Here is a 14,278-nt window from a genome sequence, read left to right on the forward strand (position 1 = left end):
AGGCGCAGAAAGAGGTGATTTTTCGTGATAGAAAACGCTCAAAGCCAATAAAACAAGGCGATACGACTTTAGTCGTAGAGGTCCGCACCAGCCCGTGAAGGGCCGATTCACCCTCGCAATGCCGGCATGAAAACGGGGGGCGAATGCCCCCCGATCAATCTCTTGCCGGTGACGGATCAGACCCCGAGATTGAGCGCCTTGGCCTTGCGGTAGAACGTCGCCCGCCCGATCCCGAGATCGCGCGCAGCCGCCGAGACATTGCCGCCATTGCGCGCGAGCGCCCGGGCCATCTCGGAGCGCTGCGCCTCCTCCAGCCCGTTTCGGATCCCCTGTTCGAGCAGATCCGACGCGGGAAGCTGGCCGATCTGGCCCGCCTCGATCCCCAGATGACGCCGCGCCGCGCGGGTCGCCCCCACGACGAGGTCGTCGCGATCGAGAGCAAGCAGCATCACCCCCTGCGCCCCGGCCTCACCCGATCCCGTCGACAGGATGCGCGCCCCATCGTAGGAGGCGCGAAACAGATCGGCCTCGATCCGATGCGCCGCGTCCTGCACGGTCAGAGCCACGAGACGCGCATAGCCCTCTGTCATGTCCGACCGCGCGGAACTGACATCGATCACGCCCGCCAGATCACCCTGAGCGCCGAAAATGGGCGAGCCCATGCAGGTCAGAACCGTGTTGCGGGTGCGGAAATGCTGGTCGCGCCAGACGGTCACGGGGCGCGCCTCGGCCAGACAGGTTCCGATCCCGTTCGTCCCTTCGGAGCCCTCGGACCAGTCCGAACCCGGCGCGAGGTTCGAGGAATGGAAATCGTTCACATCGGCCTCGCGCAGACGCTCGTCGAGGACCAGACCGCCCGCATCCGACAAGAGCACGGTGCACCCCGCATCCCCCGCCGCCCGCGCGAGCCGGTCGAGCACCGGCGAGGCGATGCGCATCATCAGTTCGGCCTTCTCGCGCCGCTCGCGCATCTCTACCTCGGTCAGCCGGTCGTTGCGGCGGGTCGTCTCGGGGTCGATCTGGTGATGCAGGAGCGAACGCCGCCAGCTCGCGGCAAAGCCTGCCCGACCGGCGGATTTGGGCGAGGAAACGACCTCGCGAACGATATCGGCATGATGGCGAGGAACGCCCGTATGCAGTGCCGGCATGCGAAAGCCTCCCTCTCTTGCGCAGCCCCTGAGGCTGGAAAGGTTAGGCCGATTCGGACCTTTCACAACGAAAATTCGCCGTGAGGGCGGAAAAAACTGTCTCGGGGTCGAGACAGTCCGCGCTCAGTCCTCCTCGTGCCGGCGCCCCCGAAATCCTTGCGCAACCACGAATTTTTCCGAGCTGTCCGAGCGCGAGGCGGGCGGTTTCACATTCGCGACCTTGGTGAAATTTTTCTTCAGGATGTTGAGCAGACCCTGCTCCGCCCCGCCCGCGAGCACCTTGGCAACGAAGGTACCGCCCTCTTCGAGCACGTCGAAGGCGAACTCGGCCGCCGCTTCGCACAGCGCGATGATGCGCAAATGGTCGGTGTTCTGGTGGCCAGAGCTGGCCGCGGCCATGTCCGACATCACCACATCGGCATTCCCGCCAAGCCAGGCCTTCACCTTGTCGTCGGCCCCTTCGGAAAGGAAATCGAGCTGATGAATCTCGGCGCCCGCGATCGGGTCGACCTCCTGCAGGTCGACGCCCAGAACGGTGCCGACCTTCTTGCCCGACTTTTCTCCCAGAGCGTTGACCCGCTTCACGGCGACCTGGCACCAGCCGCCGGGCGCGCAGCCCAGATCGACGACCCGCGCGCCGGGCACGAGGAAGCGATACTTGTCGTCAAGCTCGAGGATCTTGAAAGCCGCACGGCCCCGGTAGCCCTCTTTCTTTGCGCGCTGCACATAAGGATCGTTGAGCTGACGCTCGAGCCAGCGGGTCGAGCTCAGCTTGCGGCCCTTCGCGGTTTTCACGCGCACGCGCAGATCGCGCTGGCCGCGCCCGGAGGTGTTCTTGCCTGTCGGTGTCTTCGTCATCATTCCATCTCTTCAAGAACGCCATCGGCGGCCATTTGGGCGTATAGCAGCCCCTCGCGCAAGCCCCGGTCCGCCACCGACATCTGGTCGGTCGGCCAGACCCGCATCAGCGCCTGCAAGATCGCAGCCCCCGACATGATCAATGTGTGCCGGTCGCGCCCGATGCGCGGATCCATGCGTCGCCCTTCGGGCCCGAGCTGCAGGAACGAGCGGATCACCGCGTCGATCTGGCCCGAATTCATCGTCAGCCCGTCCACGCGGTTGCGGTCATAGCGCTTGAGACCGAGGTGGCAGGCCGCGACCGTGGTCACGGTGCCCGAGGTGCCGATGATCTGGAAGCCGTCTTGGGGACTGCCCGCCGCATAGGGGGTGAAATCGGCCAGTTTTTCCTCGAAGAACCAGCTCATCAGCGCAAAACGCGCCGCATCATCCTCGACATCGGCGAACTGGTCCTTGAGCGTCGCAACCCCCAGCGGCACCGAGATCCAGTCCACGACCCGCGCGGCCGGCACCGGCCCGTCGGGCTGGTTGAACCCCTGCGAGAGCCGCATGATCGCGCGGGCGCGGTCGCCGGGCGGCACGTCCTCGAGGTCGATCCAGACAAGCTCGGTCGAGCCGCCGCCGATATCGACCACCAGCACCTGTTCGGACCTGGGCGAGACCAGCGAGGCGCAGGAAATCACGGCAAGCCGCGCCTCTTCCTCGGGCGGGATGATCTCCAGTGGGAGCCCCGTCTCGCGGCGCACGTAGCGCAGGAAATCGCGGGCGTTCTTGGCGCGGCGGCAGGCCTCGGTCGCAACGAGCCGCATCCGCTTCACGCCATGCGCCTCGATCTTGCGCCGGCAGATCTGGAGCGCCTGCACGGTACGGGCCATGGAGCTGCGAGAAAGCCGGCCATAGGTCTCAAGACCCTGACCGAGCTGGACCGCCTTGGAAAAGCTGTCCACGACCTGAAACTGAGAGCCCTTCGGACGGGCGATCAGCATCCGGCAACTGTTTGTACCAAGATCAAGCGCGGCATAGAGCCCCTCGCCTGTCTTGGCGGTCTGGGTCGCGGGTGGCTCGACCTGAGCCGGTTTCACCGCTTGCGCGGGGTTCACAGCTTTCGGGAGCGCGCCCGCCGACCGGCGACGCCTGGGCGCCATGATCACGCCCTCCGATTTCAAGTTGTCATAAAACTATCGGTTCGGGCGATCCGGTTCAAGGGAGCGTGACGCGGAAGTGAAGGATCTGCGGGAACCATTTGATCGACAGCGCCGCGAGGCCCGAGACGTGGCGGGGCGCAACGAGACTATCCAAAGCGCGAACATATAAGGGGGCGGACATCCGTCCGCACTCCGCCACGCAATCTTGGCCCCTGCGCCGCGCCGCCGAAAAACGCCCGGCCGAAAAGGCTTGGGCGGTGTCGCGCCATACAGCCGATGGGCCTCGGGCGGACCCTTACTGCGCGGGCTTCATCGCGAAATCGTCCAAAGTGATGCCGCCATCGCCATTCTTGTCGAGCTGAGTGAACCATTTCACGGTACTGGCCTGGAACTCGTCCAGGCTCACCAGCCGATCGCCGTTTGCGTCGGTCGCCTCCATCCGCATACCGTCCGCCATCTTCTGCATCTGCTCGCGTTGTTTGCCTTCATAGCCCGCAACGTCATTGGCACGCGCCTCGTCGAAAATCGCGTGCTCTTCGAGATCGAGCATCCCGTCCTCATTGGCATCGAAGGAGGCGAAGACATCGCCGCGCATCGCTTCGAGCTCGGCCAGCGTCGCGATGCCATTTCCGTCGCGGTCCCAGGTGGACATGAATTGCTCGGCGGGGGTCTCGGCCTGCGCCGCCAGCGGCAGGCTCAGAAGAAGGGCGGCGATCAGGGAAAAGCTCTTGGTCATGGTCTCGCTTTCTATGCGTTGCGTGAATGGGCACATGCCGGGCCATCGATTTTGCGACCGACCCCGGCCCGATCTAAGAGGCGGCGGCCGCAAAAGAATGTGCCAGATCGCCGCGCGACCAATCCGCCGCAGCCTCGCTTGAGCCCCGCTCATCATCTTGTCGCGGATTTTTCCGATCCCGCGCGGTAGCCCTGCCCCCGCCGCGCCTGCTATCACCTCTCGCACGGACAGGCTTACGTCGCTGAGCCGCGACGGAATGTCGAAATTCCACCGCGCGCCACGTCGCTTTCGCGCAATTCTGAACTCGTGAGGAGAGATTCGCATGGCACAGATCACCTTGGTCTATTGGCGCGACATCCCGGCCCAGATCATCGCGGGCAAGGGACGCCGGGGCGTCAAGAAGCCGCTCCCCGAGCGGTTCGAGCAGGCGATCGACCGTGCGGCGATGAAAGTGGGCGCACGCGACAGCGACGCCTATCTGGCCGAATGGCGCAAGGTGGTCGAGGGCGATGAGCCCGGTGACGATGCCGAAGCCGCCGAAGCCGTGCTGGCGCGAATTCTCTCCAAGTATGACGACGCGCATCTGCGCGCTTTGATTGCCAATGACGGCTGGGACCCCACGTCGTCCTAAGGGAGAGATGCGAATGGCACTTGTGAATTTCCGCCGCGAGGCGCCGCGCCCGCCGGTCAACGGCAAGATGGAGGCGCTTCTGGAAGGCGCTTCGGTCGAAGTGATGCCGCGCACCGCCGCGAAGGTGGAAAGTTTCCGTGCCCTTTTTGCCCCCGGAACGCGCGTCTATATCGCCCATATCGAGGGCACCCCGATCGAGGAAATGCTCGCCACCGCCAGGCGCCTGCGCGACGAGGGCTTCGAGCCGATGCCGCATTTTCCCGCGCGCATCATCCGCGATGCGGCTCAGCTGAATGACTGGGTGCAGCGCTACAAGGGCGAGGCCGGGGTTCAACAGGCACTTCTGCTGGGCGGCGGCGTCAAAGAACCCGTGGGCGAGATGCATTGCGCGATGCAGATGATCGAGACCGGCGCGTTCGACGGCTTTGCCCGCCTGCATGTCGCGGGCCACCCCGAGGGCAATCGCGACATCGACCCCGATGGCGGCGAGGCCGAGGTGATGGCCGCGCTCAAGCTGAAACAGGATTTCGCGAACCGCACCGATGCCGATATGGCGATCGCCACCCAATTCGCCTTCGAGGCCGGTCCGATCCGCGACTGGGCCACGCGTCTGGAGGCCAACGGGATCGAGATGCCGGTCCATCTGGGCGTGGCCGGTCCCGCCAAGCTGCAAACGCTCCTGAAATTCGCCATCGCCTGCGGCGTGGGCCCCTCGCTGAAAGTGCTGCAAAAGCGCGCCCGCGATGTGACCAAGCTGCTCCTGCCCTTCGAGCCGACCGACCTCCTGACCGATCTCGCGCTGGATCGCCCGTCGAATATCGAAGCCGTGCATTTCTTCCCGCTGGGCGGTATCACCGCGACAGCCAATTGGATCGCCGAACAGAGAGGCCATGAATGACCCGCACCGTCCTTGAGTCCAAAACCAAAACCGTCGTGATCGGCTTTGACGAGCCCTTCTGCGTCATCGGGGAGCGGATCAACCCCACGGGCCGCAAGAAGCTCGCTGCCGAGCTTGAGATGGGCGATTTCTCGACCGTCGAGAAAGACGCGCTCGAGCAGGTCGCCTGTGGCGCGACGGTTCTGGACATCAACTCGGGGGCGGTCTTTTCGAACAAGATGGCCGAGGACCCGCGCTATGCGGACAACAACTTCGTCGAACCGCCGCTGATGCGCGATCTGATCAGCCGCGTTCAGGCGGTCGTCGATGTGCCGCTGTGCATCGACAGCTCGGTGCCTGCCGCGTTGGAGGCCGGTCTGGAGGCCGCCGAAGGCCGTCCGCTGCTGAACTCGGTCACGGGCGAGGAAGAGCGGCTGGAGCTGGTTCTGCCGCTGGTGAAGAAATACAACGTGCCGGTCGTGGCGATCTCGAACGACGACACCGGGATTTCCGAAGACCCCGATGTCCGTTTCGCCGTGGCCAAGAAGATCGTCGAGCGCGCCGCCGATTTCGGCATCCCCGCGCATGATATCGTCGTGGATCCGCTGGTGATGCCGGTGGGCGCGATGGCCACCGCTGGCCGTCAGGTCTTCACGCTGGTCAACCGCCTGCGCGAGGAACTGGGCGTGAACACCACCTGCGGCGCGTCGAACATCTCCTTTGGCCTGCCCAACCGTCACGGGATCAACGGGGCTTACCTTCCGATGGCGATCGGCGCGGGCATGACGAGCGCGATCATGAACCCGGTGCGCAATCAGGAGATGGAGGCGATCCGCGCCGCCAACCTGCTGATGAATCACGATCCGAACGGGATGGAGTGGATCAAGCTCGCCAAGGTGCTCGATGCGATGAAGGAAGAAGGCGTGAGCTTCGCCGAAGCCTCGGCCGCCGCAGCTGCTGCTGGTGGCGGGCGTCGCGGCGGGCGTCGTCGTCGCGGCTGATTGGCCAGGAAATTTCGCGAAACGCCCGGGTCTCGGCCCGGGCGTTTTTCTTTGTGCCGAGAGCAAAGGGCCGTCAGGCGCTGCGCGGGCCGCTCGCATCGCGGATCCCGCCTCCGACCGTTGCCCGAACGCGATCAATCCGAGCCTGTCTCATCGCCCTTTTCACGGCAAAAACGGAGCGCCCGACCCGTCAATCCAGAAAATTCGCGGAAACTTCGCACCATCCCGTTTCCATTTTCTTAACAAAGCGTTTCCCAACCCACGTATCAATCACAACGATTCGCTTTTTCGTGACCCAAGCGTTTCCATTTTGGCGTCAATATCGCGAGGATTGGCGGAATCTGGCAACAACAAGACGTGGAAGCGGCAAGAACACGCCACTATATCTGCGACGGCCTCAAAAAATTCTAATTAACGGTCAAATATTTACTGGAAGAAGTTCATGTCCTGTGCCTAGTCTGGACCACCAACCTGGGAAGACGCACTGCCATGCGTATTACATGTCTGCCGCGCGACGCGGCCGCCTTGGTGCCTGCCAGCACCGAGGCGGCCCCGCGCAACTGCCGCGCTGTCACGCGGTCCGAAAAACTTGTCCGCCTCCTCGCCGCCGTGATGGTGACGGGAGCACTGTCGGCCTGCGTGCCGAGCACGCCCGAGGTGACCGCCACGCGCGGTCCCGCGCAGCTGCTCGACCTGCCGCTCGCCGATCCGGTGCCGGGACTGTCGAATCCCGTGCCCGCCGCACGGCTGCCCGACAATTCGCATCTGGGCCGCGACTTTCTCGAACTGAGCTTCTATCTCGAATCCGGCCGTCAGCTGCCGCGTTTCACGCGCTTCGAAGGCCCGGTCTCGATCACGCTTGCGGGCAACGCCCCGCCCGTCGCCCAGACCGAACTCAACCGCCTCGTGCGCCGCCTTCAAACCGAGGCCGGGTTGCGCGTCTCGGCCCAGCCGGGCAATGCCAACACGATCTCTGTGCAGTTCGTGCCGAAATCCCAGATGCGACGTGCGGTGCCCGACGTCGCCTGTTTCGTCGTCCCGAACGTCACGAGCTGGTCGGATTACCGCAGCTCGCGCGGATCGGCGCGCTCGGACTGGACGAAGCTGACCCAGCGCCATTCCGCGACTGTCTTCATCCCCGAACCCGCGACTCCGCAGGAGATCCGCGATTGCCTGCATGAAGAGGTCAGCCAGGCGCTCGGACCGGTGAACGATCTCTACCGCCTGCCCGATACCGTCTGGAACGACGACAATTTCCATACTGTGCTCACCGGCTTCGACATGACGATTCTGCGCGCCTATTACGACCCGGCGCTGCGTTCGGGCATGAGCCGGGCCGAGGTGCAGGCCGCCCTGCCCGCCATTCTTGCCCGGGTCAACCCGGCGGGCGGCCAGATGCGCGGCCTTCCCGAAGACCCGACCCCGCGCGCCTATGTCAAGGCAATCGCCACCGCGCTCGGCTCGGGCGCAAGCGATACCCGCCGCCGCGCCGCAGCCCGTCAGGCAACCCAGATCGCCGCCGCGCAGGGCTGGACCGACAGCCGCGCCGCCTTCGCGTGGTTCGCGCTGGGACGGCTGAGCATGAAGACCGATCCCGACGTGGCGATCCGCTCCTATCTCAATGCGGGCGCGATCTATGCCCGCACGCCGGGCGCGGGCATCCAGGCCGCCCATATCGACATGCAGCTCGCCGCCTTCGCGCTGGGAACGGGCCGCGCGCAGGATGCGATCGCGCTGGTGAACCGCTCGCTCTCGCCCGCCATTTCCGGCGAGAATGCCTCGCTCATGGCCACGCTCTACATGATCCGCGCCGAGGCCTATGCCCAGCTCGGCAATGCCACCCAGGCCGAGCAGGCCCGTCTCGACATGGAGCAATGGGCACGCTATGGCTTTGGTTCGGACGCGGCGGTACGCCGCCGTGCAAGCGAAGTGGCCGCGCTGGCCGATGCGGGTGCGCGGATGAACTGAGCCGGGCGCGCCCCGGCCGAGGCCGGGAGGGGCGCGAATGTATGTTCTGGCAGGGATCGTGATCGGGCTTTTGCTCGGTGACTGGCGGGCGCGAAAGCGCGGCGGCAACGCGCTCGACCGGGCGCAATACGCAGCGGTTCACGCCATCGCCCTTGGCATGGTCGGCATCTTCATCACCATCCTCGTCAACCGCATCTGGGCCTGAGGGGGCCGGGGCGCATGTTCCTGCCATTCTTCGATGCTCTCAGACGCGCCGGGGTGCCGGTCTCCCTGCGGGAATATCTGAGCTTTCTCGAAGGGCTGGCGGCGGGGCTTTGCACCTACGATATCGACGGGTTCTACTATTTCGCCCGCGCCGCGATGGTGAAGGACGAGCGTTTCCTCGACCGTTTCGACCGCGCCTTCTCGGAGGCCTTCTCCGGCCTCGAAGCCATCACCCCAGACGACGTTCTGGAAGCGGTCGACATCCCTGAGGACTGGCTGCGCAAACAGCTCGAAAAGCACCTTACGGAAGAGGAAAAAGCCCAGATCGAGGCGCTTGGCGGGTTCGACGCGCTGATGGAGACGCTGAAGAAACGTCTCGAGGAACAAAAGGGCCGCCATCAGGGCGGAAGCAAATGGATCGGCACGGGCGGCACCTCGCCCTTCGGCGCCTATGGCTACAACCCCGAAGGCGTGCGCATCGGCCAGAGCGAAAGCCGCCACCAGCGCGCCGTGAAGGTCTGGGACAAGCGCGAGTTCCGCGATTTCGACGACACGGTCGAACTGGGCACGCGCAACATCAAGGTGGCGCTCAAGCGCCTGCGCCAATGGGCGCGGCACGGCGCGCATGAAGAACTCGACCTGCCCGGCACGATCCGCGCCTCTGCGGAGGCCGGTTATATCGACGTGAAGACCCGCCCCGAGCGGCACAACGCGGTGAAGGTGGTGCTTTTCCTCGATGTGGGCGGTTCGATGGATGCCCATGTGAAACTGGTCGAGGAGCTGTTCTCCGCTGCGAAATCCGAGTTCAAGCATCTCGAACACTGGTATTTCCACAACTGCCTCTATGAGGGCGTGTGGAAATCGAACAAGCGACGCTGGAACGAGGCCACCCCCACCTGGGACGTGCTGCATCGCTACGGGCCCGATTACAAATGCATCTTCGTGGGCGACGCCTCGATGTCGCCTTACGAGATCACCCATCGCGGCGGCGCGAACGAGCATTGGAACGACGAGGCGGGCCATGTCTGGCTGACGCGCGCGCGCGAGCAATGGCCCGATCACACCTGGCTGAACCCGATTCCCGAACGGCTCTGGTCCTATACCCAGTCGATCGAGATCATCCGCGAGATTTTCGCGGGTCGGATGCATCCGCTGACGCTCGAGGGGATCACGGCGGCTATGAAGGAGCTTGGATGAGCAAGCTGCGCTACCTCTGGGCCCATCACAAACCCGCCTCGATCGGCTTCATCCTCGCAGTGACGCTCGCGCTCTTTTTCGGCGGTAAGTTCGTCACCCGTGCGGTCTACTGGTCCGACCCCGCCCATCGTCACCAAAGCCCCGAGCCCTGGATGACGCCGGGCTATATCGCCAAGAGCTGGCACCTCCAGATCGAGGAGGTCGACGCGATCCTCGGCATCGAGAATGGCCCCGCCCTCGTAGGCTATGGGCGCCCGACACTCGACCGCATCGCCAAAGCCACCGGCCAGCCCGTCGGAGACCTGCTGCACAAGCTCTCGCTCGGTCTGCCAAAGGCGATCGCCGATCAAGAGGCGAATGCGCCGAAATGAGCTTGACCGAGATCACCGACTGGCTGCTGGCGCAGGTGCCGGTCTACGGGCCCTGGCTGCTCGGGCTGACGACCTTTCTCAGCTGCCTCGCAATCCCCGTGCCCTCCTCGCTGATGATGATCGCGAGCGGTGCCTTCGTGTCCTCGGGCGATCTCGATCTGATCACGGTCACAAGCGCGGCTTTCGGGGGGGCGGTGCTTGGCGATCAGGTCGGCTTCATCCTCGGGCGCAAGGCCGAACGCCTCCTGCCCCGCCCCGGCACGAAACGCGGCGCGCTGATCGAGAAGGCGCTCGCGGCGCTGCGCAAACGCGGCTCGGTGACGGTGTTCCTGTCGCGCTGGCTGTTCTCGGCGCTTGGTCCCTGGGTGAACCTCGCCGCGGGTCTGTCGGGCTATGCCCATCGCCGCTTCACCATGGCCGACATCGCGGGCGAAGCGGTCTGGGTGACCTCCTATGTCGGCCTCGGCATCGCCTTCGGCGCCAATCTCGACGCGGCCGCCGATCTTGCGGGTAACGCGCTGGGGCTGATGGCGGCGGGGGCTGCGGCTTTCGGCTTCGGCTGGTGGCTCTGGCACGCGGCCAAACGCGCGCCCAAAGCGTGATCACGGGACGCTTGATCACGGGGCCGCGAGCCGCCATATCCCTCCCATGCTGATCCGCTTCCTGCCCCTTCTGCTGCTTTTGCTCTATGGCCTTGCCATGTGGCATTTCTCGACCTGGCAACTCAAACGCCAGCTCGACGGCAATTCGCGCCGGTTGCGCGACAGCAAGCTCGACCCTTACCTCGACCGTCTCGCCGCCGCGCTCGAGGTGCCCGAGGTGCCCGTCCATGTCTATCAGATCGCCCCGGTGAACGGGCTCGCCGCCCCCGATGGCCGCGTCTTCATCACCGAAGGCTTCATGGAGAAATATCGCGCCGGAGAGGTCTCCCCCGAGGAACTGACATCGGTCGTGGCGCATGAGCTGGGCCATGTCGCCCTGGGCCATTCGCGCCGCCGCATGATCGACTTTTCCGGCCAGAACGCGCTGCGTGCCGTGCTGATGACGGTGCTCGGTCGCTTCATTCCCTTCCTTGGCGTGTGGATCGCGAACATGATCACCACCGCGCTCGCCGCGCGGCTCAGCCAGCGCGACGAGTTCGAAGCCGATGAATTCGCCTCGGCGCTGCTGATCAAGGCCGGGATCGGCACCGACCCGCAGGTGAGCCTGTTTCGCAAGCTCGACGCGCTGACGAAGAATTCAGCTCAGGGCGTTCCCGCCTGGCTGCTGACCCACCCCAAGACGCCAAGGCGCATCGCCGCGATCGAGGCCAACGCGCAGCGCTGGTCACGTACAGCCCCCTGATTTTCCTTACTTTCGCCGCGCGCACCCGATAATCTCCCCGCCAAGAGGGCCCGGCAATGACGAGCAGCGAAATCGGACAGGTGCGCAAACGCCGGGTGTTCTACATCCCCGGCTACGACCCGATTCACCCCCGCCGCTACCGCGAGCTCTACCGCAAGGAAGGCGCCGAACAGGCGCGCATCTCCGGCTACGAGATCGCGCTCGCCCCGAAACGCGCAGGCGGGCCCTATGGCTGGCATGTCACCTCCACCCAAGGTGGCACGGAGGTCGAGGCCGATATCGAAGTGCTCGTCTGGTCCGATATCGTGCGCTCTTCGATGGGCAAGTCGATCCCGGCGACCTACGGACAACTGATCCGCACTGCATCGACCTACATTTTCTCGGGCGCGCTCTTCCGGCTGATGCGGTTGCGCAAGGGCCCGGTGATCGCGGCGCTCTACCCGATCGTCGCGCTCATCTTGCAGGCCCTGATCGGGATCGCCCTCGGCTGGGCCGCTGCTGCGCTCGCACTGCGCCTCCTCCCCGATTTTCCGCTGAAATGGCTCGCAGGTCTCACCCTCGCGAGCGCGATCCTCACACTCGTGCTGCGCTGGCTCCGGGCGAAAGACGGCAGGTTCTTCGCCTATTACCTGATGCATGACTACGCGTTCACGGCACGTTGGGGCGGGGCGAACCCGCCCGAGCTCGAAACCCGCATGGGTGAATTCGCGACCCGCATCGCAGAGGCCCTGCAAGAGGACTGGGACGAGGTCCTCATCGTCGGCCATTCCTCGGGCGCCCATCTCGCGATCTCGATCCTCGCCGACCTGATCCGCGACAACCGCCTGCCCCCTTCCTCTTGGAAAAAATATCCCGGGGGGCGCGCGTCAGCGCGCGGGGCAGAGCCCCCGGCGCTCTCCTTCCTCTCCCTCGGTCAGGTCGTGCCGATGGTCAGCTACCTGCCCCGCGCCACTCGGTTGCGTGCCGATCTGGCCTTCCTCTCCACCCGACCCGAGCTTTTCTGGCTCGACGTGACGGCCCCCGGTGACGGGTGCGCCTTCGCGCTTTGCGATCCGGTCGCGGTCTCGGGCGTGGCTCCCGAAGGCCAGATCCACCCGCTGGTGATCTCGGCCGCCTTCACGCAAACGCTCAGCCCCGAACGCTGGAAGGCGTTGCGATGGCGCTTCTTCCAGCTCCATTTCCAATATCTCTGCGCCTTCGACCGGCCCGGCGATTACGACTATTTCCGCCTCACCGCCGGACCGATGACACTCGCGCGGCGCTTCACCGGGCGGCCCGCGTCGAAAAGCCGGATCACCACGCCCGCAAACCGGTTTACGACCACCTCATGAGCCAGTCGCCCTATCTGCCGCCCAAACCCACACCGCGCCCCGATCGCGTTTCGCTCTGGCGTTATCTCCGGCTGTTCAAATCCGACATCCTCTCGGCCCAGCCCGCGCGGCTCTACCGTGCCTGGATGGCCGAGTTCCGCACGCCGTTCTTCCGATCCTACATGTGCAACGATCCGCAGCTGGTCGATCTGGTGCTGAAAGAGCGCCCGATGGATTTCCCGAAATCCGACCGGGTCCGCGAGGGGTTGAAGCCGCTCCTGCGCGAGAGCGTCTTCATCACCAATGGCGAGCAATGGCTGCGCCAGCGCCGTATCATCGACCCGGCCTTCGAGGGAGGAAAGCTGCGCGAGACTTTCCCGGCGATGTGGGCGGCGGGTCAGGCCTGCGTCGGGCGCATGAAGGCCAAGATCGGTGCCGAGCCTATTGAAATCGAAAGCGAAACCTCACACGTCGCCGCCGATATCATCTTTCGCACCCTCTTCTCGATCCCGATCGAGGATGAGACCGCCAGCGCGGTCTTCTCCGAGTTCAAATCCCATCAGCGCGCCTCTCCCGTCGTCAATCTCGGCGCCCTGCTGCCGCTGCCGCGCTGGTTTCCACGCTTTCATGCGCGCCAGACCAAGGAGACCGCCAAACGCATCCGCGCGCTGATCGAAAAACTCACCGCCGCGCGGGCCAGGCAGATCTCGGCGGGAACCGCGCCGGACGATCTGGCGACGAAGATCATGACCACGCCCGACCCGCAGACCGGCGCGCGTTTCAGCACCGAAGAGATGATCGATCAGGTCGCGATCTTCTTTCTCGCGGGGCATGAGACCTCGGCTTCGGCGCTTGCCTGGGCGCTTTACCTGCTCGCGACGAACCCCGAATGGCAGGACCGGATCGCGGCCGAGGCGAAGACCGTATTCGAGGCAGGAAACCCCGATTTTTCGATGCTGGGCAAGTTGAAGCTCTCTCGCGCGGTGTTTCGCGAGGCGATGCGCCTCTACCCGCCCGTGCCCATGTTCGTGCGCGAGGCGCGCTGCCCCGAGAGCTTCCGCGGCCGCGCGGTCAAACCCGGCTCGCAGGTGGTGATCTCGCCCTGGCATCTACACCGCCACGAGCGGCTCTGGGACAATCCCGACGGGTTCGACCCCGCCAGGTGGGAGACGGAAAACGGCAAGGCCTGCCTGCGCGCGGCCTATATTCCCTTTTCCACCGGCCCGCGCGTCTGTCCCGGTGCGGGTTTTGCGATGGCCGAGGGGCCGCTCTTGCTCTCGATGCTGGTGGGCGCGTTTCGGTTCGGCCCTGTCGAGCGGCGCGCACCGGTGCCGGTCGCGCATCTGACCGTGCGCGGGAAGGACGGGATCTGGCTCAATATTTCTGAGCGTTGAGGGGGTGCTGCCCCGTCGCCGGAGGGCGACAGGAAATGGCCGAACAGGGGGCGCCGCCCCCGCTCGCGTTGCGAGCCCCCCGAGGTATTTTTAG

15 protein-coding genes are annotated in these 14,278 nt (G+C 65.2%); 11 read left to right on the forward strand and 4 right to left on the reverse strand.

Translation table 11 applies throughout. The features are described 5' to 3' along the window. Positions 1 to 176: 176 nt before the first annotated feature. The 4 genes from BMG00_RS01490 to BMG00_RS17560 all read right to left on the reverse strand — a co-directional run bounded on the left by BMG00_RS01490 (position 177) and on the right by BMG00_RS17560 (position 3,887). A complete protein-coding gene (locus BMG00_RS01490; protein ID WP_078527900.1) occupies positions 177 to 1,148 on the reverse strand; it encodes a GAF domain-containing protein in 972 nt (323 codons plus the stop codon). A gap of 123 nt (positions 1,149 to 1,271) precedes the next feature. Next, entirely contained in the window at positions 1,272 to 2,006 is a 735-nt protein-coding gene (locus tag BMG00_RS01495) for an RlmE family RNA methyltransferase (protein ID WP_078528139.1), read from the reverse strand. After that, the gene (locus BMG00_RS01500; RefSeq protein WP_078528141.1) at positions 2,006 to 3,151 is read right to left on the reverse strand and encodes a Ppx/GppA phosphatase family protein; all 1,146 of its coding nucleotides are present in this window, start codon (positions 3,149 to 3,151) and stop codon (positions 2,006 to 2,008) included. Before BMG00_RS01500 ends, BMG00_RS01495 begins: the two co-directional genes overlap by 1 nt. A 295-nt stretch (positions 3,152 to 3,446) precedes the next feature. After that, entirely contained in the window at positions 3,447 to 3,887 is a 441-nt protein-coding gene (locus tag BMG00_RS17560) for an EF-hand domain-containing protein (protein ID WP_158521664.1), read from the reverse strand. Between the two features lie 322 nt (positions 3,888 to 4,209). Here BMG00_RS17560 and BMG00_RS01510 point away from each other — a divergent pair, with 322 nt between their 5' ends. The 11 genes from BMG00_RS01510 to BMG00_RS01555 all read left to right on the forward strand — a co-directional run bounded on the left by BMG00_RS01510 (position 4,210) and on the right by BMG00_RS01555 (position 14,184). Next, on the forward strand, positions 4,210 to 4,518 hold the full coding sequence (locus BMG00_RS01510; protein WP_078573185.1) for a virulence factor: 309 nt from the start codon (positions 4,210 to 4,212) through the stop codon (positions 4,516 to 4,518). Positions 4,519 to 4,531: 13 nt separating this feature from the next. Next, positions 4,532 to 5,416: a methylenetetrahydrofolate reductase gene (locus tag BMG00_RS01515; RefSeq protein WP_078573186.1), complete on the forward strand. Its 885-nt coding sequence runs from the start codon at positions 4,532 to 4,534 to the stop codon at positions 5,414 to 5,416. Further along, positions 5,413 to 6,396, forward strand: a complete 984-nt coding sequence (locus BMG00_RS01520) for a methyltetrahydrofolate cobalamin methyltransferase (protein WP_078573187.1) — start codon at positions 5,413 to 5,415, stop codon at positions 6,394 to 6,396. The genes BMG00_RS01515 and BMG00_RS01520 overlap by 4 nt, the downstream gene beginning before the upstream one ends. 489 nt (positions 6,397 to 6,885) lie before the next feature. After that, the gene (locus BMG00_RS01525; protein WP_245794929.1) at positions 6,886 to 8,364 is read left to right on the forward strand and encodes a DUF2927 domain-containing protein; all 1,479 of its coding nucleotides are present in this window, start codon (positions 6,886 to 6,888) and stop codon (positions 8,362 to 8,364) included. A 37-nt stretch (positions 8,365 to 8,401) separates the two neighbouring features. Continuing rightward, on the forward strand, positions 8,402 to 8,569 hold the full coding sequence (locus tag BMG00_RS17695; RefSeq protein ID WP_168172739.1) for a hypothetical protein: 168 nt from the start codon (positions 8,402 to 8,404) through the stop codon (positions 8,567 to 8,569). Between the two features lie 14 nt (positions 8,570 to 8,583). Further along, entirely contained in the window at positions 8,584 to 9,765 is a 1,182-nt protein-coding gene (locus tag BMG00_RS01530; RefSeq protein ID WP_078573188.1) for a vWA domain-containing protein, read from the forward strand. Beyond that, positions 9,762 to 10,136: a hypothetical protein gene (locus BMG00_RS01535; RefSeq protein ID WP_078573189.1), complete on the forward strand. Its 375-nt coding sequence runs from the start codon at positions 9,762 to 9,764 to the stop codon at positions 10,134 to 10,136. The genes BMG00_RS01530 and BMG00_RS01535 overlap by 4 nt, the downstream gene beginning before the upstream one ends. After that, the gene (locus BMG00_RS01540) at positions 10,133 to 10,738 is read left to right on the forward strand and encodes a DedA family protein (protein WP_078527915.1); all 606 of its coding nucleotides are present in this window, start codon (positions 10,133 to 10,135) and stop codon (positions 10,736 to 10,738) included. Before BMG00_RS01535 ends, BMG00_RS01540 begins: the two co-directional genes overlap by 4 nt. Before the next feature lie 49 nt (positions 10,739 to 10,787). Then, positions 10,788 to 11,480 (forward strand): M48 family metallopeptidase, encoded by a 693-nt coding sequence (locus BMG00_RS01545; protein ID WP_078574221.1) that lies wholly within the window; start codon positions 10,788 to 10,790, stop codon positions 11,478 to 11,480. Between the two features lie 56 nt (positions 11,481 to 11,536). Further along, positions 11,537 to 12,811, forward strand: coding sequence for a hypothetical protein (locus BMG00_RS01550; RefSeq protein ID WP_078573190.1), 1,275 nt, complete (start codon positions 11,537 to 11,539; stop codon positions 12,809 to 12,811). After that, positions 12,808 to 14,184, forward strand: coding sequence for a cytochrome P450 (locus BMG00_RS01555; protein ID WP_078573191.1), 1,377 nt, complete (start codon positions 12,808 to 12,810; stop codon positions 14,182 to 14,184). Before BMG00_RS01550 ends, BMG00_RS01555 begins: the two co-directional genes overlap by 4 nt. Positions 14,185 to 14,278: the final 94 nt, after the last annotated feature.

Source organism: Thioclava marina, from assembly GCF_002020135.1.
GTDB lineage: Bacteria > Pseudomonadota > Alphaproteobacteria > Rhodobacterales > Rhodobacteraceae > Thioclava > Thioclava marina.